The following is a 22,516-nucleotide window of genomic DNA, read 5'->3' on the forward strand; positions in this document are numbered from 1 at the left end:
TTACAACATCTACTTTTGAATTTCTTCTTCGTAGTCGCAATTGCTGCACTTGACCTGTTTCCCTTTTTTGGTCTTTTTTTCAATTAGAAAATGGTTACATTTAGGACAAGCTCGCCCGACTGGTTTATCCCAAGAAACAAAGTCGCACTCTGGATACCTCGAACAACCATAAAAAATTCGATTCTTTTTTGATTTACGTTCAACTACTTCGCCTTGTCCACATATCGGGCACGTAACGCCAATTTCTTTAGTGATTGGCTTAGTATTACGACAATCTGGGAAGCGGCTGCATGCATAGAATTTTCCGTACCGACCAAGTTTAATAACCAAGGGAGCGCCGCAAATATCGCAATTAATCCCTGCTGGTTCATCCTTTATGCGCACTTTGGCCATCTTATCATCTGCGGCTGCAACTTCTTTTGAAAAAGGCTGATAAAAACTATCAACGACCTTGACCCACTTTTGTTTTCCTTCCTCAATTTCATCTAAATGATCTTCCAACTGTGCAGTGAAATCAACATTTAAGATATCAGGAAAACATTTTTCAATCATTTCATTGACAATTTCTCCCAGCTCAGTTGGTTCAAATTTTCGTGAAACAAGTTTAACATAATAACGTTTTTGGATAGTTGCCAGCGTTGGTGCGTATGTTGAGGGACGGCCAACACCATTTTCTTCCAGTGTTTTTATTAAAGATGCTTCACTATAGCGAGCAGGCGGCAAGGTAAAATGCTGATTGGGCTGATTCTTAACCATTGTCACTTCATCGTTTTCATTAAGGTCCGGCAATTCGTTATCTTTTCTTTTACTCTCAGCGTAAACTTTCGTAAAACCCGGGAATTTCATTTTTGAACCCTTTGCACGATAAATAACTTCGTTCTGCACAATATCAACACCCATTGTGTCTAAGACAGCAGGTGTCATCTGACTAGCTACAAAACGCGACCATATCAACGAGTAAAGTTTAAGCTGATCCTTATTTAAATAATCTTTTAAAGAATCCGGTGTCCGCAAAACAGATGATGGTCGAATTGCTTCATGAGCATCCTGTGCTCCTTCAGGTAGCTTACCCTTGCGGGGCTTGACTGCTGCGTACTCATCCCCATATTTTTCATGGATAAAAGTTGCAGTTTCATGCTTAGCAAGAGAAGATATCCGCGTTGAATCAGTACGCATATAGGTAATTAGGCCTACTACTCCGCCTTTACCGATGTTGATACCTTCATAAAGCTGCTGTGCGACCATCATTGTCTTCTGCGTTCTAAAACGCAACGAGTTATTGGCAACCTGTTGCATTGTACTTGTTGTAAAAGGCAACGCTGGGAATCGCTTACGCTCCTTACGCTCAACACGTGTAATTTTGAAAGGTTTCTTTTGATCTAATTTCTGCATAATATTGACAACATCATCATTATTGTGCAGTGCAACCTTTTTACCTTTATATCCATAAAAGCTTGCATCAAACTTGGTTCTTCCGGCTTTAAATTGTGAATCGATTGTCCAATACTCCTCGGGCTTGAATTCACGAATCTCTTTTTCACGCTTTATAATCAGATTCAAAGCGATCGACTGAACACGTCCTGCACTCAATCCTTTTTTTATTTTTGACCATAATAATGGACTAATTGAGTATCCGACCAGACGATCCAAAATACGCCGTGCTTGCTGTGCATCAACAAGATTCATATCAATCGAACGCGGAGTCTTAAAGGCATTCTTTACAGCATCCTTGGTTATCTCGTTAAAGACAACACGATTCTTATCGCTCGTATCCAGGCCTAATAAATACGACAAATGCCATGCGATAGCTTCTCCTTCACGATCAGGATCGGCTGCAAGATAAACGCTGTCAGCTTTTTTGGCCTCTTTGCGCAACTCTTTTATAACATCACCTTTGCCACGAATGGAAATATAATGTGGTGCATAATTCTCCTCCACATCAACTCCCATAGTACTCTTAGGCAGATCACGAATATGGCCTAAGCTCGCCATTACCTTATAGCGCGAGCCTAAATATTTTTCAATTGTTTTTGCTTTTGAAGGGGATTCAACAATTACTAGTTTTTTCTTTGTTTTTCTCTTCGCTTTTTTTCTCTGGACTTTTGGCATTTACCAAACTCCTTTATTCACTTTTTCAAATTGTAAAAATCGCTAATTATCTTAGAGCAAGTACTTAACATTTGTCAAGTATAATAAAATTCCTCTATAACCTGTTCTGCTCCCAAAACAGGTTTTGCGCCCGCCAACAGCAGTGCATTCGTTCCTGCTGACAAAGGAGCATTAATTGCCCCTGGCACGGCCAAAACGTTACGGTTTTCTTGAAGCGCAAGATTAGCAGTTATTAAACTGCCACTATGCTGCCGTGCTTCAACAACTAGCGTCGTACGGCATAACCCAGCAATGATTCTATTCCGTGCCGGAAAATGATACCGCCTAGGTGCTTGCCCCAAGCCATACTCGGTTATCAATAAATGACTGCTTCCAATTTTCCGCTGTAAAGCAGCATTAAACTTCGGGTAGGCTACATCAATCCCTGTACCAATAACAGCAACAGTTTTACCTTGACAACTCAGCGTCAGGCGGTGTGTAAGGCTGTCAACACCTTGTGCCAAACCACTCAGAGTTACAATACCAGAAGAAATGATTTCTGGCAATAATCGTTTTAAAACAGTCACAGCATATGAGCTGTTCTGACGTGCCCCCACAATCGCCAGCAATGTATCGTAGCTGCACAAGGAAATATCTCCCTGGTAGAAAAGGACACTTGGTGGATCATAGATTTCCAAGAGCTGTTTGGGATACTTTTCATCAATAATAGTAACTGCATTACTATAATACAAGTTTTGCGCAAGCTTTTTATGCAGACTGGTACTGGTAAAATCCCGCCAGAAAAGTTCTTTTTTTGCAGTTGGATAGCTCAGCAACTCGTCAAGCTTACTTTCATCAGGAAGCTGCAGATCATTTTTAGTTATCCATTGACAAATACGGCGGACATCTCTATTTCCAATATAGTTACACAAATGCAGCGCGACAATAAATTCCTTAATCTTCATATAAATTAACCCCATCCTATGCATATGTTAATTAGAAATACGCAAAAGGTTGAGATAGGCTTAATTTAGAAATTGTGACTTGATCGGTTCAAAGGTTTTACGATGAATAGGTGTTACCCCATAAGTCTCAAGTGCTTTAAGATGCTTAGCCGTTCCATACCCATTATTATCCTTAAAATCATAAACTGGGTAAAGAGAATCATAATACTCCATCAAATGATCACGGCTGACCTTAGCGACAATACTTGCCGCGGCTACACTGATACTTCTTGCATCTGCTTTGATAAGTTTTAACTGCGGAATTTTCGTATCAATCTGCATCGCATCTATTATCAGCTGCTGTGGCCGAATCGTTAATGCTTCCACTGCCTCTTTCATAGCTGAGCGTGCTGCCTGATAGATATTTATCTCATCAATTAGGGCACTGTCGGCAAACCCGACCCCTACCGCAAGAGCTCTCTCCAATATTTTAACATAAAGATTCTCTCTTTTTTGAGCCGAGAGTTGTTTCGAATCATTTACTTCCAACAAATCAAAATTGTGTGGTAAAATAACCGCCGCTGCAATAACTGGTCCTGCCAACGGTCCCCGCCCAGCTTCATCAATGCCAGCAACATAAGTTTGACCGTCATTCCAGAACTTTTTTTCAAAAGAAAAACGTTTCTCAAATAAAATTTTCTTTTCTTCTGTCTTAGCCAAACGCTTTGAATAATTGTTTAACTGTGTTTGCACACCCTTGCGCGGATCCTTTCGCAGTCTTTTAACAAAGTCTTCATCCGGTTCCCGCTCTAAAATTTCCTTTATCATTGAAATTGTTAGTTTACTTGTCATCATTTTCACTCTCGCATATCGTATTCATCGCCTATCTAGGTGGATAGTCACTCAATCTTCTGTGGAATTTCATCCAATGTGTAATTTCCTAGCTTTCCCTTTCGGCATTCTAGGATAAGCCTTTCACTTGCACGATCATAATCATCGCGAAAACCCATTTTCTGAGTAATTGCCAATAGAAGGTCAATCGTGGATCCTTCCATATCGCTCTCTTCAAGACGATAACGTTCCTGCAACTGCGCTGGGCCAGCCTTTAGAAAATGCTCGATCGCATACAGAGCAACGTCATCTTTCGCATACAGCGTGTCCTTGATTGCACCTGTTAAGGCAAGTTTTTTCCCTATGAGCGGATCTTCAAATTTTGGCCAGAGAATTCCAGGTGTGTCCAGCAAAACTAGATTTTTTCCAGCCTTCAACCATTGCTGCGCCTTAGTTACCCCAGGCTTATTGCCAACTTGGGCAACATTTTTCTTTACTAAATGATTCAAGAGTGTTGATTTGCCTACATTAGGAATCCCAATACACATCACACGTATTCTTTTATGGACAATTCCACGTTCTTTCTGTGTTGCTATTTTTTCGCTCAACACCTGCATAATCTTTCGCTCTATGCTCTTTAAGCTGTCTTTTAGGCTGTTAACTGCTAATGCTGGAACGCTATTCTCCTCATAGTAATTAACCCATTCTCTTGTTTTTACAGCATCAGCTAAATCCTTTTTTGTCAGAACAATGATACTGGGTTTATTTTGAAGAATCTCAGAAAGCTGTGGATTACGTGAAGATTCCGGGAGACGTGCATCAACTAATTCTAGAACAATATCAACTTTTTTAATATTTTCCTTAACTTGGCGTAGTGCCTTGGCCATGTGACCTGGAAACCACTGTATAACTGTCATATTTTTGCATCCTCCTAATTATTCTTTCCTACCCACTTAAAATCTGCCAGCGGCCAATAAACAATGATAGCTTTCCCCGTTATCCAGCTAGCCTTGACCGTTCCAAAAGTTCGTGAGTCTTTACTTATTCTTCTGTTATCCCCTAAGACGAAATACTGTTTATATGGAACACGTTTCACCCCAGTTAATTCTTTTAGTGAAAAATCAGATGTGTATGTTTGATTTGGATTTTGTCTTATCACTCTTTTAAGAAAATTTTCTCTTATATGCTGCCCATTTATATAAAGTTTATCATTGCGATAGGATAATTCATCTCCAGGCATACCAATTACCCTTTTAATAAAAGTACTACCATCTGGCATTTTAATAATGACCACGTCAAAACGCCGAATTCTGCCGAAATTTTGAACAAGAACCTTTTGTTTCGAATATAGAGTTGGCTCCATTGAATTACCATCGATCTCAAGCGGAACAATTAAAAATGATCTTACAAAAAGTGCACAAAAGGCAGCTAAGAAAACCAATGGTATCCAATAGCCCCAATGAATACTTTTTAGTCTGCTCATTTTATTTTCTCCTTCCCTCAATAAGGCTTACGATCGTTAACAAGCCTAACAAACTCCACATTATACTGTAACAAAAAAAACGCTAATGGTCGATATGATCATCAGCATTCATAGTATTTGTTAACAATTCAATGGGTTTGAATACAATGGATAAACCAAAGGATCACTTTGAGTCCAGCAGAAATTATTCTAATTAAACTTCGAACTAGTAACAAGCTGGTTATTATATGAGTATTTCAAAACCAGCTTTAGTTTTTCTTTTTGATCCATCTTAAACTACTTCGAATTTTACCTTTAAATTTTTGGAATGCTAAATATTGCTGCCGAGTTCTTTTTATACTTTTATATCTTTTGCGGTTCTTTTTATAGAATTGCTGATGATAATTTTCCGCTGGCCAGAACACTCCTGCGGTTTCAATTGTTGTAACAATCGGTCGTTTGTACTTACCGGACTCTACTAAACGCTTTTTTGATCTTTCTGCGATCTTTCGTTGCTCTGCGTTTCGAACAAAAATAATGGGACGATAATTATTGCCACGATCGGCAATTTGTCCGAATTCATCAGTCGGATCAGTCAGTTTCCAATAGAGCTCAACCAAATCTTCGTAACTCATAACTCTTGTATCAAAAATAATCTCAACTGCCTCGACATGCCCCGTATATCCGCCCAGCACCTGCTCGTATGTCGGATTATTAGTATGACCGCCTGTATATCCAGATAATACCGAAACAACACCTTTTTTAGTCTCAAACGGCTCGACCATACACCAAAAACATCCGCCAGCAAACACCGCACGTTCTTGGTGCGGCAATTCGTCAGCAGAATGTTTAGCTATGTCAAAATGAACAGCAGCAGCTTGATTGCTAGTAATTTTCTCGTAAAAATCTGCAACGTCAGGGGTTAGATTATTTCGCGAAGCCAATGGTCTGAAATCAAATTCTAGTTTTCCAATCTGAGCACCAAAATCTTCCCCGTTTTCAAGACCATTCTTGGCTGCTATTAATAACGAACGTTCCCATTTTCGTGTCGCTGGGTTGAGTATTAGATTATAAATATCATTTAAGATCTCTTCATGCCTAGTTTTCATTTTCACACCAGTCCTTACCGTGAAAAACGCGAACCTTGTTCTTAAACAAAAAGAGTTTTAGCGTAAATCATAACAACAGTTGTCCTTCTTAATTAAAAAATAAAAGCAAGTCAACCCTGCTTTAATGACTTTCAATAATAGAGTCAAATTCTTTGTGAGATGTTTCCTAGTCTCTCCTGAAATTAATTTTTTCTCTTTTGTAAACATCTACTTTTATTTTGCATTCACCGTAACTTCAAATTCAAGACTATTCAACCTTTGGAAATTTAGAGACAAACAATCCAGTAGACTTTGTTATTTTAATAGCCCCACCCTATTTTACTTTTTCCAAATTCAAAAAATCGATAAAAGCCTTCAATAATATTCTGCAGTTTTTTAGATGTATTCTCAAGCATTCCGCTTGAGAGGTCAGAAAAAATGATCGACCATGTTTTAGACCAATGTTTTTTATTTTTCAACCAAAAAGCTCCGTCGCCACACCCTAATTCCATTATTTTGCAGTTATCTTTAAAAACGTTTTGTTTGAAAAGTCAGCTACGGCAATTCTTGTTACTTGTACTGTATTGTTCATGTATTTTAAGTCGAATATCTAAATGCTAATTGTCCGGTAATGCTCGATTCGTCGACCACTTTTCGCTACATCCTGCTTTTTTAAACAGCAGAAACCTTTTGTTTATATTTTTAAATTGTAAAAAATCCAGCTTAACATATATGCCAAAAAGCCAAAAATAATACTTCCACTCAAAAAAAATATTCCTATAATTTTCAAATATGAAGAATCAATGTCCAACCCAGCAAAAACAAGACATTCCACGAGTAATAAAGTTATCGTAGCTTTATAAGCAAATGTTACTGCTCTGTTGGACACAACCTTCTCCCGCTCATCCCTGCTGCTGAATTCTCCATCCATGAAATCATATCCTTCTTTTTTCCCAAATTTTGAATATAACCACTTCAAAAGACCAAATAAAATAGTCCAAACTAAAAAGAAAAACCAGCAACTGCCGAATAAAATATTGCCTGTAGTAGAGGAACTGACAGTTTGCGCCAATGCCACTGCGAGCAGAAACACCATTCCAATATTTCCTACTTGTTCAAAAATTATTTTTTTCATGCTTTTCCCCCAACTCCTTATCAAGATAAAAAAGTTCATTGATATCAACTTCTAAAAAATCAGCTAGTTGAAAAGCCAGTAAAAGTGAGGGTGTATAGCTTCCCTTTTCTAAAGAAATAATCGTTCTTCGAGATACACCAACAGCCTGGGCCAACGATTCTTGAGTTAAGTTATATGATTTCCGATATTTTTTTACTTGATTAATAATGTCCATACCTGTCTACTTCCTAATGTGAAATATATTTCACATTAGATACTACCAAAACTCTAATGTGAAGTCAAATACACTTTTAGAACACGTTAGATACATCACTACACTCCCTGAATAACTAGTAGAGGATCAATTGCATGAAAACCAAATACCTCTACATAAGTATTCTTGCTTTTTAACTCTTCTGAATATTAAAGAATGATCACGGCCTAAGATATGCACAAAAAATTACATTTTCTGCCTAGGCAATTTTATTTTTTGTAAAATTTCGTTCGTAAATCTAATTTTCAAAAAAATTTTTTGACTCAAGTTTCTCTAGCATTCATTCTCCTCCATTCATCTTGCAGCAGCGAATATATATTCTCGTCATGATACCCATCTAATAATTTTTCCCCTTTTCTAAGAATTCCTTCATGCGTAAAACCCTCCTTTTTAGCAACTGCATTGCTGTCCACATTATCAATTGCAGCACGGATAACGATTCGATTTAAAGCATACTCAGAAAATCCAATGTTACAAATTCCCTTAACGGCTTTTGTCATAAGACCTCTTCTGCGATAATTCTTTCCTAACCAATAACCGATATCTGCTGAATCATCAAGTTTATTTAAATGGTTAAAACTGATCATTCCAACTATTTCCTGTTGGTACCATATGACTAGATTTAAAGAAATACCCTTGCCAAAATTTATATTTACTTTCGCTAGAAAATCCTCTTCGTTTTTATAACTTTTAATTGCATCGACCCATGGTAAAAACTTTCTAAAGGAGACACGATCCATATCTATTAACTGAAACAATCTTGCTGCATCTTTATCGGGTCTTGGAATAGCTAAAAAAAAGTCAGAATCTACTTTGTAAGCCATCAAAACAATCAACTCCTTATGTAGTTACTTTTGTTTATAGTAAATTTTTTTGAAATCTTTATCTCACTAGTTGCTAAATGGATCATTTAATGCGTTAGAATCCCAATTATATTCAATTGTTCTTGCTGTTTTCCCAGCTATCTCTTTTCCTAACCTATCGGATATAAAACCGAGTACCACGTCAATTCCTGCCGAGATTCCAGAAGACGAATAGAACCTGCCGTCTACTACCCAGCGGGCTTTCTTTTCCAATTAACTTGCGGATTCATTTTTTGAACCCAATCAAAAGAACGTTTATTTGAAGTCGCACTTCTGCCATCAATTAAACCCGTCTGTCCCAACAATGCTGCATCTGTCTAAACGTTTAGGCGATGTTTGGAGCCTCTAACAAGTTCAGCTAACTCTTCTATAAATTTTTGGTCAGAAATAAGTTTTCTTGTCCCAGGTCCTCCAGGTATCAGCAATATATCATCCGTGCTTATTTTTTTCTTAGAGATCGGTAAAAGAGAAAGATTATTTATTGTATGTCTTAATCTGCTGGTTAGCCAATGAAAAATATCTCACTTCAAAGCCAACGGTATGTTCAAATACTTCAGCAGGTCCGAAACCATCTAGCGGCTCAAAAAACTGAAACAAAAGTATATTAATGTTCATAAATATTCCTCCTTAATCTTAAATAAATTTAAACATTAAAAAATTATTTAATGTAAATATAACATTTGCATTCAGTCACTACGTCACTTCTGATTGTTCAATTAGTTTCAAAGTCTAGTTTAAAAAACGTTTTAAATTGATATTATTAAGTTTTTTGATTAATAATCATTGCACAATCTATTTAATTTATGTACCATAGTCTTGTAAGTTATCGATTGAGTCACATTAGCATTGTGATATATCAGTAGATACTGAGTGTCTTTTTAGATACAGCTTCTAAGAAATTGACTACCATTTTTGCTGTTGTCTACAAAAAATTACTATATTCTCTTCCGAATGTTTGTTCTTGAGCTTACTTGATTGTCAGCAAAGATATTTTAGCGCAGGAAAGACCTAACTGATAATCGTTAACTTGCTTTGCGTTTTTGGAAAATCGCATTTAGAAACCATGACTTTGTAAGTACCCCTTCAATAGCCATGGCTTCTTTTTATTGTTTGCTTAGTATGATATTAACACTTAGTTCCAGCATTTCGTTAGCATTACTTGAATCTCATATACTAGTATAGTAAGTGCCTAAATGGTTGCTCGAAAATCCAAATCAAAGTTAGTGGAAATTTGGCATTCGTGCGTGCTAGGTTTTCCTTACTCCCTAAAGAGAAAAATTCTAATTAATTTTCCTAGAAAATGCTGTTAAGCTTACAGCAAAGCATTAAAATGCGCTTTATTTGCCATATGCAACTTTTTATTATGCACTGCAAACATACAATTAAAAGCTATCAATCGAATAGTATTTATACTAAGTTGAAAGTTTTATTGTATATAGCAAATATCTCTGAAATTGAGCACTTTAGATTTACTTATTTTTAAGTGTCCGATAAAACAAACTTCAGTTTCTAGCATAAGAAAAATCATCCTAACTAGTTAATAAAGATATATGCTAGTGAAGAATACTTTTTATGTTTTTTTAAATCAGCATACTCAACTGTCTTCTTTTTGGATTAATTTATTTATGCATTTTAAATTTTCCTATCGATGGTCAAAAAACCAATCTGATTGGATTTATACACAGCGAATACACACCAACAAGAAACTGAGCTTCTTTCAGTTGGTGATGAAAACAAAGCTTTATGCTACGAAATTGCAGATATGCAAAATTATATTGAGCCAGTTCATAATGATGAGCAGTTAGCTTTATCTCACGGTATTGCACATATTTTAGATTCTGTGCGTACCACTTGGGGGGTAAAGTTTCCTTCTTATTCAAAGTTGCTTAAGCTCGATTACTTGAATTTACTGTATACTCTGGTAAGATACTCATTGTAATATCTATAAGTACTTTTTAGAGGCCTCAAAGGAGCGAGACTGTGATGGAAAACAAAAAAGAGTTAAAAAAACGCCTTTCAAAGGAGGCCTATGAAGTAACTCAGCATGCAGCTACCGAACGACCATTTTCTGGAAAATATGATGATTTCTATGAAGATGGAATCTATGTCGATATAGTGAGCGGACAACCCCTCTTTAGTTCAAGAGATAAATATGATGCTGGTTGTGGATGGCCTTCCTTCACCAAACCAATCGATCGAGATAACATTACAGAGAACACTGATAATTCACTCTTAATGACACGGACAGAAGTTAAAAGTAAAAATGCTCAGTCGCACTTAGGACATGTTTTCGAAGATGGCCCTGCTGCCGAAGGCGGATTACGTTACTGTATAAATTCCGCTGCTTTAAAGTTTATCTCTGTAAAAGATTTGGATAAAGCAGGTTACAGCAAATATCGCCAATTATTTGATTAAATTCTATTTTTTAAATATAATAAAAAACCGTTTCTTAAGAGTAGCTGAGTTTTTTAAAGTTATTTTTTCAAACTTTGAAAAGCTGTTTCACACTTCTAAAAAGCGGCTTTTTGTATACAGTTTCTAAACAATTTACATATAAATTGTTTAGAAACCAATGTCAGTTTTTTTTCTTCTTCACTATCATGAAACGTAAGTGCAGCTGAATTTTATTGAATTAACCAAATGCCAGCACGAAGCATTTCAAATCTCTAGTCGTCTATGATTTTCCCCATTGTTTCCTGTCCCCAGAAAATGATCGTGATAACAGCTACGAGAATTGAAGCACAGAAAATACCAAAAATCGCCGTAAAAGAGGTCCCCTTACTGATTAGAGTTCCAACCATAATCGGTCCCAATACTCCGCCAATTCGTCCAACACCAGCAGCTATACCTGTCCCTGTACCACGAATTGCTAACGGATACTGCTCTGGTGAATAAGCATAAAGCGTACCCCAGGCACCTAAATTGAAAAAGGATAACAATATTCCAAAAGTTAAGATAGAACTTATGCTGTTGGCATTTCCAAAACCAAGTGCGCTTACAGCCGTGCCCATCAGGAAAAGTGATAATACCCATTTGCGTCCCAAACGTTCGACCAACCAAGCAGCAACAAAATAACCAGGCAGCTGTGCCAAAGTCATAATCAAAGTATACCCAAAACTATGAATCATACTATGACCTTTAAGCACAAGAACACTTGGGAGCCATAAAAACATCCCATAATATGAAAAGACAACCATGAACCAGACAACCCAAAGCATCAAAGTTGCTCGAAAATAGTCAGGTTTCCAAAGATCCTTCAAAGAGTCAATAATTTTAGGTCGTTCAGTAATCACATATTTTCTAACATAATTTTGCGATTCATGCAGACCATAGCGTAAATAAAGTGCGTAAAATGCTGTTAAGGCAGAAATTATTAATGCAATTCGCCACCCCCATGTTGGAATAACAAAATATGAAATAATAGCTGCAACTAACCAACCGCCTGCCCAAAAACTTTCCAGTAGAACTACTGTCCTTCCACGGCTTTCGACCGGAACGTTTTCAGAAACCAACGTAGAAGCAACTGGCAGTTCTCCACCTAAGCCAGCTCCTACAAAAAAACGTAAGATTATAAAAGCGAGATACCCTGTAGTTAAAGCGGACAATCCCGTTCCAATTGAAAAAACCAGCAAAGTTATAATTAGAACATCTTTTCTGCCGATTCGATCTGCTAAAATTCCAAAAAAAACGGCGCCAATAGCCATCCCGATTGAACTCACACTACCTATCCAACCTAATTGAATTTCGCTCAGATTCCATTCTGTTTTGAGTGCTGCAATTACAAATGAAAGCATCCCAACATCCATTGCATCAAACAGCCACGCTAAACCAGTTATAGCTAATAACGATTTAGGTGTATGCTTCTTTGGTAACATTCTTTTAACCCCCTAAAATTAGTGTCTTGACACCCTGGTCAAAACCTGTAATCTTAGTAAACACTATCGTGGGGTGTCTTGTCAACTGCTTGTTCAATGCACCTAAAGAATTCTCAAACTTAATTTTTATCCACTACTAATTAACAAGACTTTTCAAGCTGCTGTAGCAAAGTCATGCAAAACAAAAAGAGCTGCGACATGATTGAACGCTTATCGCAACTCTTCGCTTTTTTCTGAAATAATTTTCTCACTAAAAAACAGCTAGGCACAAAAATGGGAATGCCTCTCAAAAAGTTTAAGATTACCCACTGCAATCACTTCACTACTAAAACGGCACAATCTGCATTTCGCAGGACATAGCTTGTATGAGAACCAACCATTACCTTTTCTAATGCATTCAATCCAGTATCCCCCAAAACAATCAAATCGATCTCATTTCCTTGCGGAAAAGAAGTTGCAAGAACTGTCTTAGTATTCCCTATAATAACCGTACCCGTGACATCTATTCCCGACTGTTTGGCTTTCTCAACATACGGTTTTATTTCTTGATTGGCTTTTTGAGCTTGATCTTGGTAAAAATCATCACTAACTCTAAAAGACAGATCCATTCCACGATCTCGGTTAACGACCCAAAGCAAGTAGAGCTTTGAAGAAAATGTTTTTGCTAAATCACAAGCTGTATCATAAGCAAGATCTGCTTGCTTTGAACCATCTAAACCGACCAAAATGCGTTTATAAGCCATAAAAATACCCCCTTGTATAGAACACTTACCAGCTTAAAATTTCTTTCTCATAATAAGACTGGCTACATTCAAAACAACAGCTACTTTACTAGACAACAAAAGTCCTTTTACTCTGCAAATGCCATACTTCATATCTTTATTGTAACATTTTTATTTAAAAAAGATGTGTATGATGTCCTAAGGTAGGGGCAAAATTATAGTCTAATTTCTGTACTTGCATTAAGAAACTAATTGACGCACTTACGAAAAAAGATAACCCTCTAAGCAACTTCGGAAAATCTCATTAAGAATAACTCTTAATTAGGAGTTAATTACTCAAAAAAATTTTAATCTTTGTCAGCCAGCTCTGGATCGTTATTCCCATGATTGACAGTAAATAGTTTATTTAGCTCATTAACAGAATTTCGCAGCTCTGACGATTCATCCGTCAGAACGTCATAAGATTGTTTATTTTCTTCCATTATTTGATGGGTGGATGATATCATATTCAATGTTTTTTCAGAACTAGTCGAAATGCCTTGAACCTGTTGAGCAATATGACCGATTCGATCCTGGATATTAATAGCCTCTTCATGAACCTGCGAAGACAGTTCCCGAATCTCTTTTGCGACAACATTAAATCCTTGACCATGTTCACCTGCTCTAGCCGCTTCAATTGCTGCATTTATTGCCAACATATTTGTTTGACGTGAAATTTCCCGAATAGCATTAATAATTCCATCTGCTTGAGCCGCTTGTTTGGATAATACTGCGCTTGTTTCTTTATTTTTTTCGGAGTAATCCATTATTTCATGCATATCTTGTTGCAAAGAAGATAATTTGCTTTGTCCCGTTTTGGATAAATCATTTAAGGTTGATGAAATATTTTGAACAACATTTAAGGCCTCATTTGATTTTTTTGTACGTTCAGTAATATCAAAACAGACTTTCATTACTGATATAACATGTTTTTTATCATCGGTAATAGGAAAATAATTTGCTTCAAGATATACTTTTTTATTGTATTTGCTTTTACGAATAATTCGATCTTGAAAACTTTGCCCGTTTAGCAGATTATTCCAAAAAATATGATAGGCATTGCTCTTTGAAAAACTTGAAAAACATAGATCTTGATGATGCAGCTCCATTAGTTCCTGGACATTGTAGCCCAGTATTTTAGCAAAAAGTGGCGTTGTATAAATAACTTTTCGACTAGTATCAAAAAGAATAATTGCTAGTTTACTTGAAAATGCCGTCGAAATTGCTGTTTTAACTATTTGTTCAGTCTCCATATTTGAAAAACTCCCTCAGCAAAATAAGATACTTGTTTAAAATAAACTGCCCTAAAAAATATTGCGGCTGCTAAGGTTATTAATCGGTTACTTCGATTCAGATTTAAGCAAAATAAGTCATAAATTTTGATTATTTCAGCTAAATTCAGTTGGGAAATAATTTTGAGAACAAAAAAGGAATATTTATTTCACCCTTTGCGTATAGTAAATAACTATGTTAAAATACTATTCGTATACGGGTTATTAGCTCAGTTGGGAGAGCGCCTGCTTCGCATGTAGGAGGTCGCCGGTTCAAGTCCGGCATGATCCATTGAAGATACTAGCGTTGTGTTAAGACCAGTTTTTAATTTGTCAGCCACTTTAAAGGGAGCACTGTAAATCTTGTCTGTTCTAACTTATTGATAAGATTTACAGTGTTTTTTTGTGTTAAATCATTGTTGTTCTTAGCACAAATCCTACTGCGATTTTACCAACAGCTAAAATTAAACTATTTCCATAATTCTTTGAATTATAACAAAGATGCTCATTGCTCTTTTAAAAGAACATAATATTTTTGAAATTCAGCTGGCGCCTGTTCTTTACTAAGATTATAAACTGGTAATTCTGCACCCATATCAGTTAGATACTCCGAATCGAAATACAAATGATATCTTAAATCCACATGAAAGTGGCTCAACTCATTTTTCAGGGGGTTTCGTGGGATGTAGATCAAGTTAATATCGATCAGACTTTCCGTTGCTTCTGTTGCTAAAATAGCTTTTCTTCCTGTCTCCTCTTCAAATTCTCTAACAGCACAGTCAAAAGGGGCTTCCTTATCTTCGACATGCCCCGCTGGGAGAAGCACTTTTTTCAAATAGGGATGCAATACAAAAAAACAACGTCGTTGATCAAAAACAACGGCACTGGCAGACAAATGCAGCGCACTTTTTCGATTTCTTAAATCACCAGTGTCAGCCGCCAGAACTTTATTTCTGATCCGCTCCAACTTTTTTGTGTTTACCCATGGCAATCTCTTATCCTTCAAGCTATCAAGTGACTCTAGCAAATAATTTTTGATACTCACTTTAAAAACTCCCTTTTTTATTTGAATATTTTGAGAATTTCAATCATTTCTTTCGTCTCTTTAACATCATGAACACGCAAAATCCGTCCTCCAGCTCGAACCATACAACTCTCAAATAACAGTGTTGGAATTAAACGCTCATCTTCCTTTAAATCAAATAGTTTACTCGTAAAACTTTTTCGTGAAATAGCGATCATCAATGGCACATTCAATTCTGAGAGCAATTCAATTGCTTTCATTTTCAAGAGATCAAATTTCAGCACACGAACATTAGAAAAACCAACTCCAGGATCAATCACAATGCTGCTCATATCCAACCCACATTCGCTTAATTTTGCAATTGAATTCATAAAATACTTTTTCAGATCTTTTTGAAAGGTTTGACTATTTTCAGGATTATTGCGTCCATTGAACATTGTTACGACAGCCGGATGGTATTCACTAACTAACTCAAGTTTCCGCTCAGACTCAAACCCATCAATGTCATTTATAATCTGTATTCCTTCGTTCAAGGCTCGTTCAATAACATCATCAGTGTTAGAATCAAGTGCTAAGATAATATCTGGAAATGATTTTTTGATTTCCTTAATATAAGGAGCAATTCGTGCCCATTCTTCTTCAGCACTGATGTCTGCAAAATTTGGCTTTGAAGATTTCCCACCTAATTCAAAAATAGAAGCCCCTGCCTGCTTTTCTTTCTCAATTTTTCTCAAAACCATCTCAATATCTGTATTAACTCCACCATCATAAAAAGAATCCGGTGTAATGTTTAAAATTGAGTAAATTAGCGGATCTGTTGTCACATCAAACGAAAAATTGTTTCCTTTGAAAAAAACACGACTATCCTGAAGTATACTTCTCAAAATTTTAGTATCTGTTTCAAAAACAGCAGGCCATTTAGAGATTAATTGTTTTAATATCGCAGTCGTGGCCACCACACTTATTTCGTTCCCCCTAACTCTGAATTGAGCTTTTTCTTCAACCAATAAAACAACTAGCTTTTTTATTTCATGTGAAGTCCCGTAAAAATCCACAGTTATTCGATCAACAAATTTATTTTCCCAATCGCTTGTTTCCTTCTTGATAATCAACTTTGTAATTCCCCTTTCTATCAACAAAACAACTGCGAATCACCTTTAACACATAAAATGATCCCACGACTAATATAAGCGAGTTTTTGTTATTATTCGTTTTCAGTGCATATGCAAGTGCATCTTTTGGATCATCGAAAGCAGGCGGACATTGGCTACTGAGTGCGCAAAAATTTTCTTGTAGTTTTCTCGCAGATAACTTGCGTTCAGGATTATCTGGTTCAGTTAAAACAAAGGAAGCTTTCTTTAATTTAATAAGTTCTGCCAAACAATGTTTGAAATCTTTATCCTTCAAGAAACCAACAATAACTTTTTTCTCGACGTCCGGATACAAAGCATTGACAGTTTTGACAAAGGCCTTGATTCCGTCAAGGTTATGTGCTGCATCAAGAATAACCACTGGTTCCTCACTGATTCTTTCAAATCTACCGGGGATTGCTAAGTTAGACATTGTTTTCTTCAGCAAGTTGGGGCAATTAATTTTGCATTTTTGCTTAGAAATAAAAACTTTAAGCCAGGTCAGCACTGTCGCGAGATTTTCCTTTTGATATGTGCCGAGCAAAGAGTACTCAAATTCAAAAAAATTATCGTTGAATTTTAACCGCATTCTTTGAGAAGTTTTCCTTGTTTTAACAACAACCAAGTCCAGCTTGTCTGCCTGATAAATTCGCGCACGCTGTTTTTGTGCTTGCTTTTTTATAATATCAAGAGCTTGCTGCCGCTGATTCGGCGCAACGATTACATCTGACTTTTCACGTATAATCTTTGATTTCGTCGCTGCGATCTCCGAAATTGTCTCTCCTAAAATTTTAGTATGGTCTAAGCCGATTTTTGTAAAAACAGAGTACGCCGTTTGAATGACAGCATTAGTAGCATCTAACTCCCCACCTAGTCCACATTCTAGAACTACATACTCAACCTTGTTATCTGAAAAACAAAGCATTGCCGCTGTAAAAAGCATCTCAAAAGAAGATAGAGTCGTTCTACTAAGCTCCATCTTCTCCAGTGCATCTTCAATTGTACTTATATAATCTGCAAGCTTAACTTCAGACAGCATTTTGTTGTTTATTCGAATACTTTCTGTCACATTCATGATAAAAGGACTTGTGAACAGACCTGTTCTGTAGCCCATATTCCGCAGCAACGCCTCAACCATCGAACAGGTGGAACCTTTACCGTTGGTCCCACAAACATGAATAATAGCGAAATCTTTATCTGGTTGACCAAAGTGTTGCAAAACTTTTTTGATTAATGCAATTCGATCTCCCTGTCCATAAAGAAAACGTGGTAATTTTTTTTCTGAATTATTAACCATAATTTTTATATCTTCCTAACACAACTTAATTAAGAACTCTCAAAAATTCAGCGCGCAACTGAGCATTCGAATTAAAATCACCTGTGAAGTAGGTTGTCCTTGTCAATGAATTACTTTTCTTCACACCACGCATTTCAACACACATATGCCGAGCCTCAACAACAACCGCAACTCCGACAGGATCTAAGATTTCCATCAAAGTATCAGCAATATCACTTGTTATTTTTTCTTGCAGACTTAATCTCCGTGACACAAAATCAACCAGACGCGGTATTTTACTCAATCCAATAATCCTGCCATTTCTGGGAATATAAGCAACATGTGCCTTACCGAAGAAAGGCAACATATGGTGCTCGCACATTGAATAAAAAGAAATATCTTTGACTAAAACCATTTGAGAGTTATCTCTTTTAGGAGTTTCAAAAACTTTATACTCTTGAAACTCATTCTGATTTTGTGAAGAAAAAATTTCCTGATACATTTCAGCTACTCTTCTTGGTGTCTCGCGTACCCCTTCTCGTTGTGGATCATCTCCAATTGCAAGCAGCAATTCTTTCACAACACGTTTAATCGTCTGCGTGTTTTCTTCCTTTTCAGGAACCCTAATCACTTTTTGTTCTTTTTCTGTTTGTTTTAAAAATGTGATGCTTTGTTTTATTTTTTTATAAAAAATTGAGCTCTTGTCATAAATATCAAGCAATGGAATTAAAACAAACAATCGCTTAAATGTTTCTTTATGAGGAATAATTAGTTTTTCATTGTTAATACTTCTATCCCCCCAAAAAATGATATCTATATCCAAGGTTCGTGGACCCCAGTGAACTTTACGTGAACGATTTAGCTTCGCTTCCACTTTGTGAATAATGTTTAGAAGTTCTTCAGGTGTACAAGTTGTATAGATCTTTGCCGCGATATTCAAAAAAGCATCCTGTTCAACTCCTCCAACGGGAGCCGTCTCATAATAATTAGAAACTTTATCAATTATTAGCCGACTCTCGCTGCCCAAATGTTCAAGCGCTTTTTTCAAATAGTTTTGTCTATCACCAATGTTACTTCCTAAACTCAAATATATACTTTCCATTTTAACGCTCCATCTCTATCTCAACATTATCAAAAATTCCTTCAATCGGAACACTCATTTTTCTTAAGTTGACTTTGACCATTTCAATTTTCTCTTTGTCTGTTAGCTTTACTTCTTCTATTATTTCTAGAGCAAGCGTCTCAATCAAATCAGCTTTGCTCCTTTTTATGATCTTTGCAATTGTTTCATAAAAATCAGCATAATTAATAGTATTTTCAACTTGATCATTAATTTTTTTCTCATCAACATTGAGTTTGACTTCAAGACTCACTTCAATACTTTGCCCTATTCTTTTTTCTTCCTGATATACACCAATATGACTGTGAAATCTCATATTATTGATTCTAATTTTATACATTCTCCGTCGTTTCCCCTTTTTAATATGCGTGTAACGTCTAAATACAACAAAAAAGGCACCCCAGCATGAAAGCAGAAGTGCCCAGGCGGTCGACATTATATAGAGTCATACTCCGTGTGGTCAGTCCACTTCCGCCAGTAATACAACTCTCGCTGTAGTTCAAAATATCATTGTTCAATTTAATTGTCAATATAATTCAATAGGACCACACTATTCTAAAAAAAATACACAACTCTGTCTACTGTTGTAAGAAATTTATGTGGTTTGACCAGCATCCACAACACAAAATTGTGTTTTTTTCTAAAATTTTTTGTTGACCATTAATGAAAAAAAATATGCATTGTCCTTTTTAAGGCTAAATTCGCCTTAAACGTTACGCAAAAAAGCATTTTACCCTAATAAGGCTGCAAACTAACATTAAGCTTATATTATGATTTGTTCATATTGAAAGAAAAAAATAATTTCTATTATGCTTTAATAATAAATAATTTAATACTACTTAATAAAACCATATTATTTGTCTTTCACAATATAGAGATAACAACAATCTTTTGACAAACAGCAAAGTTCAACTATCACTAGAAAAGTAGGAGTTGTCTCTATATGAATTATTTACGTATTCCAAGATCTAATCTGGCTAAAAAAGCTGGCTTGCATCTAATTTTCATTCTGTTATCTTTCATAAGTGTTTATATCTTTGCTTCCAAGGGATATTGGTACGGTGGCGGCGACATGAAATTCCATTTATCACGAATCAATGAAATTGTGCATGCTTTTAGTTATCATAACAACCTTTCGAATTTATTTAGTTTCTCATCCTTTCGAAATGTCGGAACAGCCACACAATTTTTCTATCCAAACGCAACTTTGATTCCCTTTGCACTAATACGTTTGGCTATTACTAATTCAATACTCGCATATTACACAGGCGTAATCATATATACCTACATAGGACTACTGATAAGCTATTATTCGATGCTTAGTTTTACAAAAAGAAATGTTCCACAAGCTAGTTTTTTTGCTATTCTGTACATTTTCTCTGTTTATCATTTGACAGACATCTTTAATCGCTTCGACCTTGGTGAATGGATAGCGATGCTTTTCTTTCCAATTGCTTTGCTGGGATTTTATGAACTCTTTTTTCGAAACAGGTGTCGCTGGTATCTCGTCGTTATTGGAGTTACCTTAATTGCATACAGTCATATTTTATCAACACTTTTGATTCTTTCTGTTGGTGCATTATTATTTATAATCGCGCTTTTTTCTAAAGTACCCAACAAGGTTCAACGTCTTTTTGATGCTTTAAAAGCAGTAATTACAATTTTTTTGCTAACCATTTTTGAAATCTATCCGATGGTCAAAATAAGTCTTCAAAATCACATTCGCTTCCCCAAAAAATACGACTTGCTCCGCAGCCCGGATAGCCGTTTACCTGGATTGCGAAAGTTCATACAACTTTGCTTAAAAAATCAGTTAAATATGAGCCTTGGTATTTTGCTGATTATTATTATTATAGTTTCACTTGCTCTTTGGCGGATTACTCCTCCTTTGTATCAAAAAAGCTTGGTCTTACTGATCATTCTCAGTATTAGTACAACGACCTTGTTCCCATGGGAAGACTTCCAGCAGACACCAGCTGCTATTATCCAGTTTCCATGGCGTCTCTTGAGCATTGCCGCAATTTTTATGGCTTTAAACGGCTCATGGCTGGCATATCTTCTTTTCAGTAAAGTTCATATCAAATACATTTCCTTTGATATGCTGCTGCTTTTGTCACTCTTTACACTTGCACTTCCCGGTCTGGGAGCAGAATATTATAGTCACTATAAAGAAATTCATACTTATCAGTTTATTAAGCACGCTGGTCAAAAAAATAAGCAACCACAATTCATTCTTCTTGGGAAATGTTATCACAGCTATTTTTCCAATCTGAATAATACAGCTGCACATACTGATTACTATCCCTACAAGAGTTACCTGCATAAATCATCTATTCTTCATAACGAAATATTAGGGAAAAACGGTTGGAAGAAAAAGATGCCCCCTGTTTCATTTAAAAAAAATCAGATAACTTTTAAAATATACAGCACCAAAACCAGAACGATCAGCTTACCAATACTGTATTACGCTGGTGGTTACTACAAACTCATGATTAACAATCATCAGCAAAAAATTAAAAAATCTATGCGCGGAACCTTTCTAGCCAGAATTCATCCTGGAAACAATACTTTTAAAATCATTATCAAAAAACAACAGTTTGAGATTTGGTTGCAGGTGCTGGCTTGCACTGTTTGGATAATTATCATTTATCTTTTTTATTTTAATTCTTTGAAAAAAGACAGGCTCCATCAAAACAAGCTATTAAGTACATTAACCTTAAAAAAAGGTACATCTAGACGCTAAAAAAGACAAAAGCCTGAGCGTAGACATCGATCTCGAAAAAATAATTTATTCAAGCAGAAGCACAATTCAGAATTAACAATATACTTAGAATGCATTAAATAACGGGCTTTGCAGCAAAATAAAGTTGCAAAGCCCGTTATTTTTGCTTCGAAGTCAGTCAGTTAATTTTTTTTCAAACCAGAGATCACATGCATTATGTTCTGTCTGAGCCAATGGCTTCGCTAATTGATTAAATCCCATGTACTTATATAATCGAACCGCGCGCGCTAAATTTGCAAATGTTTCTATATAAAGCTTTTTATAACCGAATTCCTTTGCCTTTTCTTCAGCTAGCGCTATTATCTTTTTACCTAAACCTAAGCCGCGGCTTTCCGGCAAAAAATACACCTTTTGCAGTTCAGCAACTTCATCGGTGAACGGGCCGATACCGCCACCGCCTAATATTGTGTTGGTTCTCTCATCTTCAATGACCCAATAAAACGCTCTTTCTGACTGAGACGCATAATATTCAGCTAAATAGTTCAATTGTGGATCAAAATACGCAGAACCACGTTTTGCATCATTAAATTCACTTAATGTCTGCTGAATTATTTGTTTAATTTCTTTATCATCTCTACTCTCAATTTTTCTTATCCTCATAAAATTTATCCTC

General features: G+C 36.1%; 23 protein-coding genes, 1 tRNA gene and 1 riboswitch. Of the genes, 4 read left to right on the forward strand and 20 right to left on the reverse strand.

The window, feature by feature from the left end:
- Positions 1-9: 9 nt before the first annotated feature.
- From topA to FC19_RS11670, 11 genes are all read right to left on the reverse strand, one after another.
- A complete protein-coding gene (topA, locus tag FC19_RS03545) occupies positions 10-2,109 on the reverse strand; it encodes a type I DNA topoisomerase (RefSeq protein WP_057875618.1) in 2,100 nt (699 codons plus the stop codon).
- A gap of 74 nt (positions 2,110-2,183) precedes the next feature.
- Complete coding sequence (gene dprA / locus FC19_RS03550; RefSeq protein ID WP_057875619.1) at positions 2,184-3,053, reverse strand: DNA-processing protein DprA; 870 nt, start codon at positions 3,051-3,053, stop codon at positions 2,184-2,186.
- Between the two features lie 60 nt (positions 3,054-3,113).
- Positions 3,114-3,884 (reverse strand): ribonuclease HII, encoded by a 771-nt coding sequence (locus FC19_RS03555; RefSeq protein ID WP_083488337.1) that lies wholly within the window; start codon positions 3,882-3,884, stop codon positions 3,114-3,116.
- Positions 3,885-3,931: 47 nt separating this feature from the next.
- Positions 3,932-4,780: a ribosome biogenesis GTPase YlqF gene (gene ylqF / locus FC19_RS03560; RefSeq protein ID WP_057875621.1), complete on the reverse strand. Its 849-nt coding sequence runs from the start codon at positions 4,778-4,780 to the stop codon at positions 3,932-3,934.
- Between the two features lie 14 nt (positions 4,781-4,794).
- Positions 4,795-5,346, reverse strand: coding sequence for a signal peptidase I (gene lepB, locus FC19_RS03565; RefSeq protein WP_057875622.1), 552 nt, complete (start codon positions 5,344-5,346; stop codon positions 4,795-4,797).
- A gap of 248 nt (positions 5,347-5,594) precedes the next feature.
- A complete protein-coding gene (gene msrA, locus FC19_RS03570) occupies positions 5,595-6,434 on the reverse strand; it encodes a peptide-methionine (S)-S-oxide reductase MsrA (protein ID WP_057875623.1) in 840 nt (279 codons plus the stop codon).
- 299 nt (positions 6,435-6,733) lie between these two features.
- Positions 6,734-6,892: a hypothetical protein gene (locus FC19_RS11455; RefSeq protein WP_157061252.1), complete on the reverse strand. Its 159-nt coding sequence runs from the start codon at positions 6,890-6,892 to the stop codon at positions 6,734-6,736.
- Between the two features lie 215 nt (positions 6,893-7,107).
- Positions 7,108-7,548 (reverse strand): DUF2178 domain-containing protein, encoded by a 441-nt coding sequence (locus FC19_RS03575; protein ID WP_057875624.1) that lies wholly within the window; start codon positions 7,546-7,548, stop codon positions 7,108-7,110.
- Positions 7,529-7,762 carry a helix-turn-helix transcriptional regulator gene (locus FC19_RS03580; RefSeq protein WP_057875625.1) on the reverse strand — a complete coding sequence of 78 codons (234 nt, stop codon included), beginning with the start codon at positions 7,760-7,762 and terminating at the stop codon, positions 7,529-7,531. Before FC19_RS03580 ends, FC19_RS03575 begins: the two co-directional genes overlap by 20 nt.
- Before the next feature lie 302 nt (positions 7,763-8,064).
- Positions 8,065-8,628: a GNAT family N-acetyltransferase gene (locus tag FC19_RS03585; RefSeq protein ID WP_057875626.1), complete on the reverse strand. Its 564-nt coding sequence runs from the start codon at positions 8,626-8,628 to the stop codon at positions 8,065-8,067.
- 510 nt (positions 8,629-9,138) lie between these two features.
- Positions 9,139-9,279, reverse strand: coding sequence for a type 1 glutamine amidotransferase family protein (locus tag FC19_RS11670; protein WP_201782308.1), 141 nt, complete (start codon positions 9,277-9,279; stop codon positions 9,139-9,141).
- Between the two features lie 1,054 nt (positions 9,280-10,333).
- On the opposite strand from FC19_RS11670, the gene FC19_RS11675 reads away from it, so the two are divergent.
- Together FC19_RS11675 and msrB are read left to right on the forward strand one after the other, a co-directional pair.
- Complete coding sequence (locus tag FC19_RS11675; RefSeq protein ID WP_057875627.1) at positions 10,334-10,603, forward strand: hypothetical protein; 270 nt, start codon at positions 10,334-10,336, stop codon at positions 10,601-10,603.
- A gap of 44 nt (positions 10,604-10,647) precedes the next feature.
- The gene (gene msrB / locus FC19_RS03595) at positions 10,648-11,079 is read left to right on the forward strand and encodes a peptide-methionine (R)-S-oxide reductase MsrB (RefSeq protein ID WP_057875628.1); all 432 of its coding nucleotides are present in this window, start codon (positions 10,648-10,650) and stop codon (positions 11,077-11,079) included.
- Positions 11,080-11,330: 251 nt separating this feature from the next.
- On the opposite strand, the gene FC19_RS03600 is transcribed toward msrB, so the two are convergent.
- The 3 genes from FC19_RS03600 to FC19_RS03610 all read right to left on the reverse strand — a co-directional run bounded on the left by FC19_RS03600 (position 11,331) and on the right by FC19_RS03610 (position 14,553).
- Positions 11,331-12,539 carry an MFS transporter gene (locus FC19_RS03600; RefSeq protein WP_057875629.1) on the reverse strand — a complete coding sequence of 403 codons (1,209 nt, stop codon included), beginning with the start codon at positions 12,537-12,539 and terminating at the stop codon, positions 11,331-11,333.
- A gap of 314 nt (positions 12,540-12,853) precedes the next feature.
- On the reverse strand, positions 12,854-13,282 hold the full coding sequence (locus FC19_RS03605; RefSeq protein ID WP_057875630.1) for a universal stress protein: 429 nt from the start codon (positions 13,280-13,282) through the stop codon (positions 12,854-12,856).
- 326 nt (positions 13,283-13,608) lie between these two features.
- Positions 13,609-14,553 (reverse strand): methyl-accepting chemotaxis protein, encoded by a 945-nt coding sequence (locus tag FC19_RS03610; RefSeq protein ID WP_057875631.1) that lies wholly within the window; start codon positions 14,551-14,553, stop codon positions 13,609-13,611.
- 237 nt (positions 14,554-14,790) lie between these two features.
- Between FC19_RS03610 and FC19_RS03615 the strand changes: the two genes are divergently transcribed.
- Positions 14,791-14,863, forward strand: a tRNA-Ala gene (locus FC19_RS03615).
- Between the two features lie 213 nt (positions 14,864-15,076).
- On the opposite strand, the gene FC19_RS03620 is transcribed toward FC19_RS03615, so the two are convergent.
- The 5 genes from FC19_RS03620 to folB are packed head-to-tail and all read right to left on the reverse strand — an operon-like array spanning position 15,077 to position 19,461.
- Positions 15,077-15,616 (reverse strand): NUDIX domain-containing protein, encoded by a 540-nt coding sequence (locus tag FC19_RS03620; RefSeq protein ID WP_083488339.1) that lies wholly within the window; start codon positions 15,614-15,616, stop codon positions 15,077-15,079.
- A 17-nt stretch (positions 15,617-15,633) separates the two neighbouring features.
- A complete protein-coding gene (folP, locus tag FC19_RS03625) occupies positions 15,634-16,707 on the reverse strand; it encodes a dihydropteroate synthase (protein ID WP_057875632.1) in 1,074 nt (357 codons plus the stop codon).
- On the reverse strand, positions 16,670-18,022 hold the full coding sequence (locus tag FC19_RS03630; protein WP_057875633.1) for a bifunctional folylpolyglutamate synthase/dihydrofolate synthase: 1,353 nt from the start codon (positions 18,020-18,022) through the stop codon (positions 16,670-16,672). Before FC19_RS03630 ends, folP begins: the two co-directional genes overlap by 38 nt.
- 25 nt (positions 18,023-18,047) lie before the next feature.
- Entirely contained in the window at positions 18,048-19,103 is a 1,056-nt protein-coding gene (gene folE / locus FC19_RS03635; protein ID WP_057875634.1) for a GTP cyclohydrolase I FolE, read from the reverse strand.
- A 1-nt stretch (position 19,104) separates the two neighbouring features.
- On the reverse strand, positions 19,105-19,461 hold the full coding sequence (folB, locus tag FC19_RS03640; RefSeq protein ID WP_057875635.1) for a dihydroneopterin aldolase: 357 nt from the start codon (positions 19,459-19,461) through the stop codon (positions 19,105-19,107).
- 72 nt (positions 19,462-19,533) lie between these two features.
- Positions 19,534-19,613, reverse strand: a riboswitch (ZMP/ZTP riboswitch).
- 451 nt (positions 19,614-20,064) lie between these two features.
- Between folB and FC19_RS03645 the strand changes: the two genes are divergently transcribed.
- Positions 20,065-21,864, forward strand: coding sequence for a hypothetical protein (locus FC19_RS03645; protein ID WP_057875636.1), 1,800 nt, complete (start codon positions 20,065-20,067; stop codon positions 21,862-21,864).
- A gap of 153 nt (positions 21,865-22,017) precedes the next feature.
- Here FC19_RS03645 and FC19_RS03650 read toward each other — a convergent pair whose 3' ends face one another.
- Complete coding sequence (locus FC19_RS03650; RefSeq protein WP_057875637.1) at positions 22,018-22,503, reverse strand: GNAT family N-acetyltransferase; 486 nt, start codon at positions 22,501-22,503, stop codon at positions 22,018-22,020.
- Positions 22,504-22,516 lie beyond the last annotated feature (13 nt).

Origin of the sequence: Liquorilactobacillus aquaticus DSM 21051 (assembly GCF_001436755.1) — a bacterium.
Lineage (GTDB): Bacteria > Bacillota > Bacilli > Lactobacillales > Lactobacillaceae > Liquorilactobacillus > Liquorilactobacillus aquaticus.

Excerpts from the sequence above, each read along its gene's own strand:
- topA (WP_057875618.1), bottom strand. The coding sequence starts at position 2,109 with ATGCCAAAAGTCCAGAGAAAAAAAGCGAAGAGAAAAACAAAGAAAAAA.
- dprA (WP_057875619.1), bottom strand. The coding sequence starts at position 3,053 with ATGAAGATTAAGGAATTTATTGTCGCGCTGCATTTGTGTAACTATATT.
- FC19_RS03555 (WP_083488337.1), bottom strand. The coding sequence starts at position 3,884 with ATGACAAGTAAACTAACAATTTCAATGATAAAGGAAATTTTAGAGCGG.
- ylqF (WP_057875621.1), bottom strand. The coding sequence starts at position 4,780 with ATGACAGTTATACAGTGGTTTCCAGGTCACATGGCCAAGGCACTACGC.
- lepB (WP_057875622.1), bottom strand. The coding sequence starts at position 5,346 with ATGAGCAGACTAAAAAGTATTCATTGGGGCTATTGGATACCATTGGTT.
- msrA (WP_057875623.1), bottom strand. The coding sequence starts at position 6,434 with ATGAAAACTAGGCATGAAGAGATCTTAAATGATATTTATAATCTAATA.
- FC19_RS03575 (WP_057875624.1), bottom strand. The coding sequence starts at position 7,548 with ATGAAAAAAATAATTTTTGAACAAGTAGGAAATATTGGAATGGTGTTT.
- FC19_RS03580 (WP_057875625.1), bottom strand. The coding sequence starts at position 7,762 with ATGGACATTATTAATCAAGTAAAAAAATATCGGAAATCATATAACTTA.
- FC19_RS11670 (WP_201782308.1), bottom strand. The coding sequence starts at position 9,279 with ATGAACATTAATATACTTTTGTTTCAGTTTTTTGAGCCGCTAGATGGT.
- msrB (WP_057875628.1), top strand. The coding sequence starts at position 10,648 with ATGGAAAACAAAAAAGAGTTAAAAAAACGCCTTTCAAAGGAGGCCTAT.
- FC19_RS03600 (WP_057875629.1), bottom strand. The coding sequence starts at position 12,539 with ATGTTACCAAAGAAGCATACACCTAAATCGTTATTAGCTATAACTGGT.
- FC19_RS03605 (WP_057875630.1), bottom strand. The coding sequence starts at position 13,282 with ATGGCTTATAAACGCATTTTGGTCGGTTTAGATGGTTCAAAGCAAGCA.
- FC19_RS03610 (WP_057875631.1), bottom strand. The coding sequence starts at position 14,553 with ATGGAGACTGAACAAATAGTTAAAACAGCAATTTCGACGGCATTTTCA.
- FC19_RS03630 (WP_057875633.1), bottom strand. The coding sequence starts at position 18,022 with ATGGTTAATAATTCAGAAAAAAAATTACCACGTTTTCTTTATGGACAG.
- folE (WP_057875634.1), bottom strand. The coding sequence starts at position 19,103 with ATGGAAAGTATATATTTGAGTTTAGGAAGTAACATTGGTGATAGACAA.
- folB (WP_057875635.1), bottom strand. The coding sequence starts at position 19,461 with ATGTATAAAATTAGAATCAATAATATGAGATTTCACAGTCATATTGGT.
- FC19_RS03645 (WP_057875636.1), top strand. The coding sequence starts at position 20,065 with ATGAATTATTTACGTATTCCAAGATCTAATCTGGCTAAAAAAGCTGGC.
- FC19_RS03650 (WP_057875637.1), bottom strand. The coding sequence starts at position 22,503 with ATGAGGATAAGAAAAATTGAGAGTAGAGATGATAAAGAAATTAAACAA.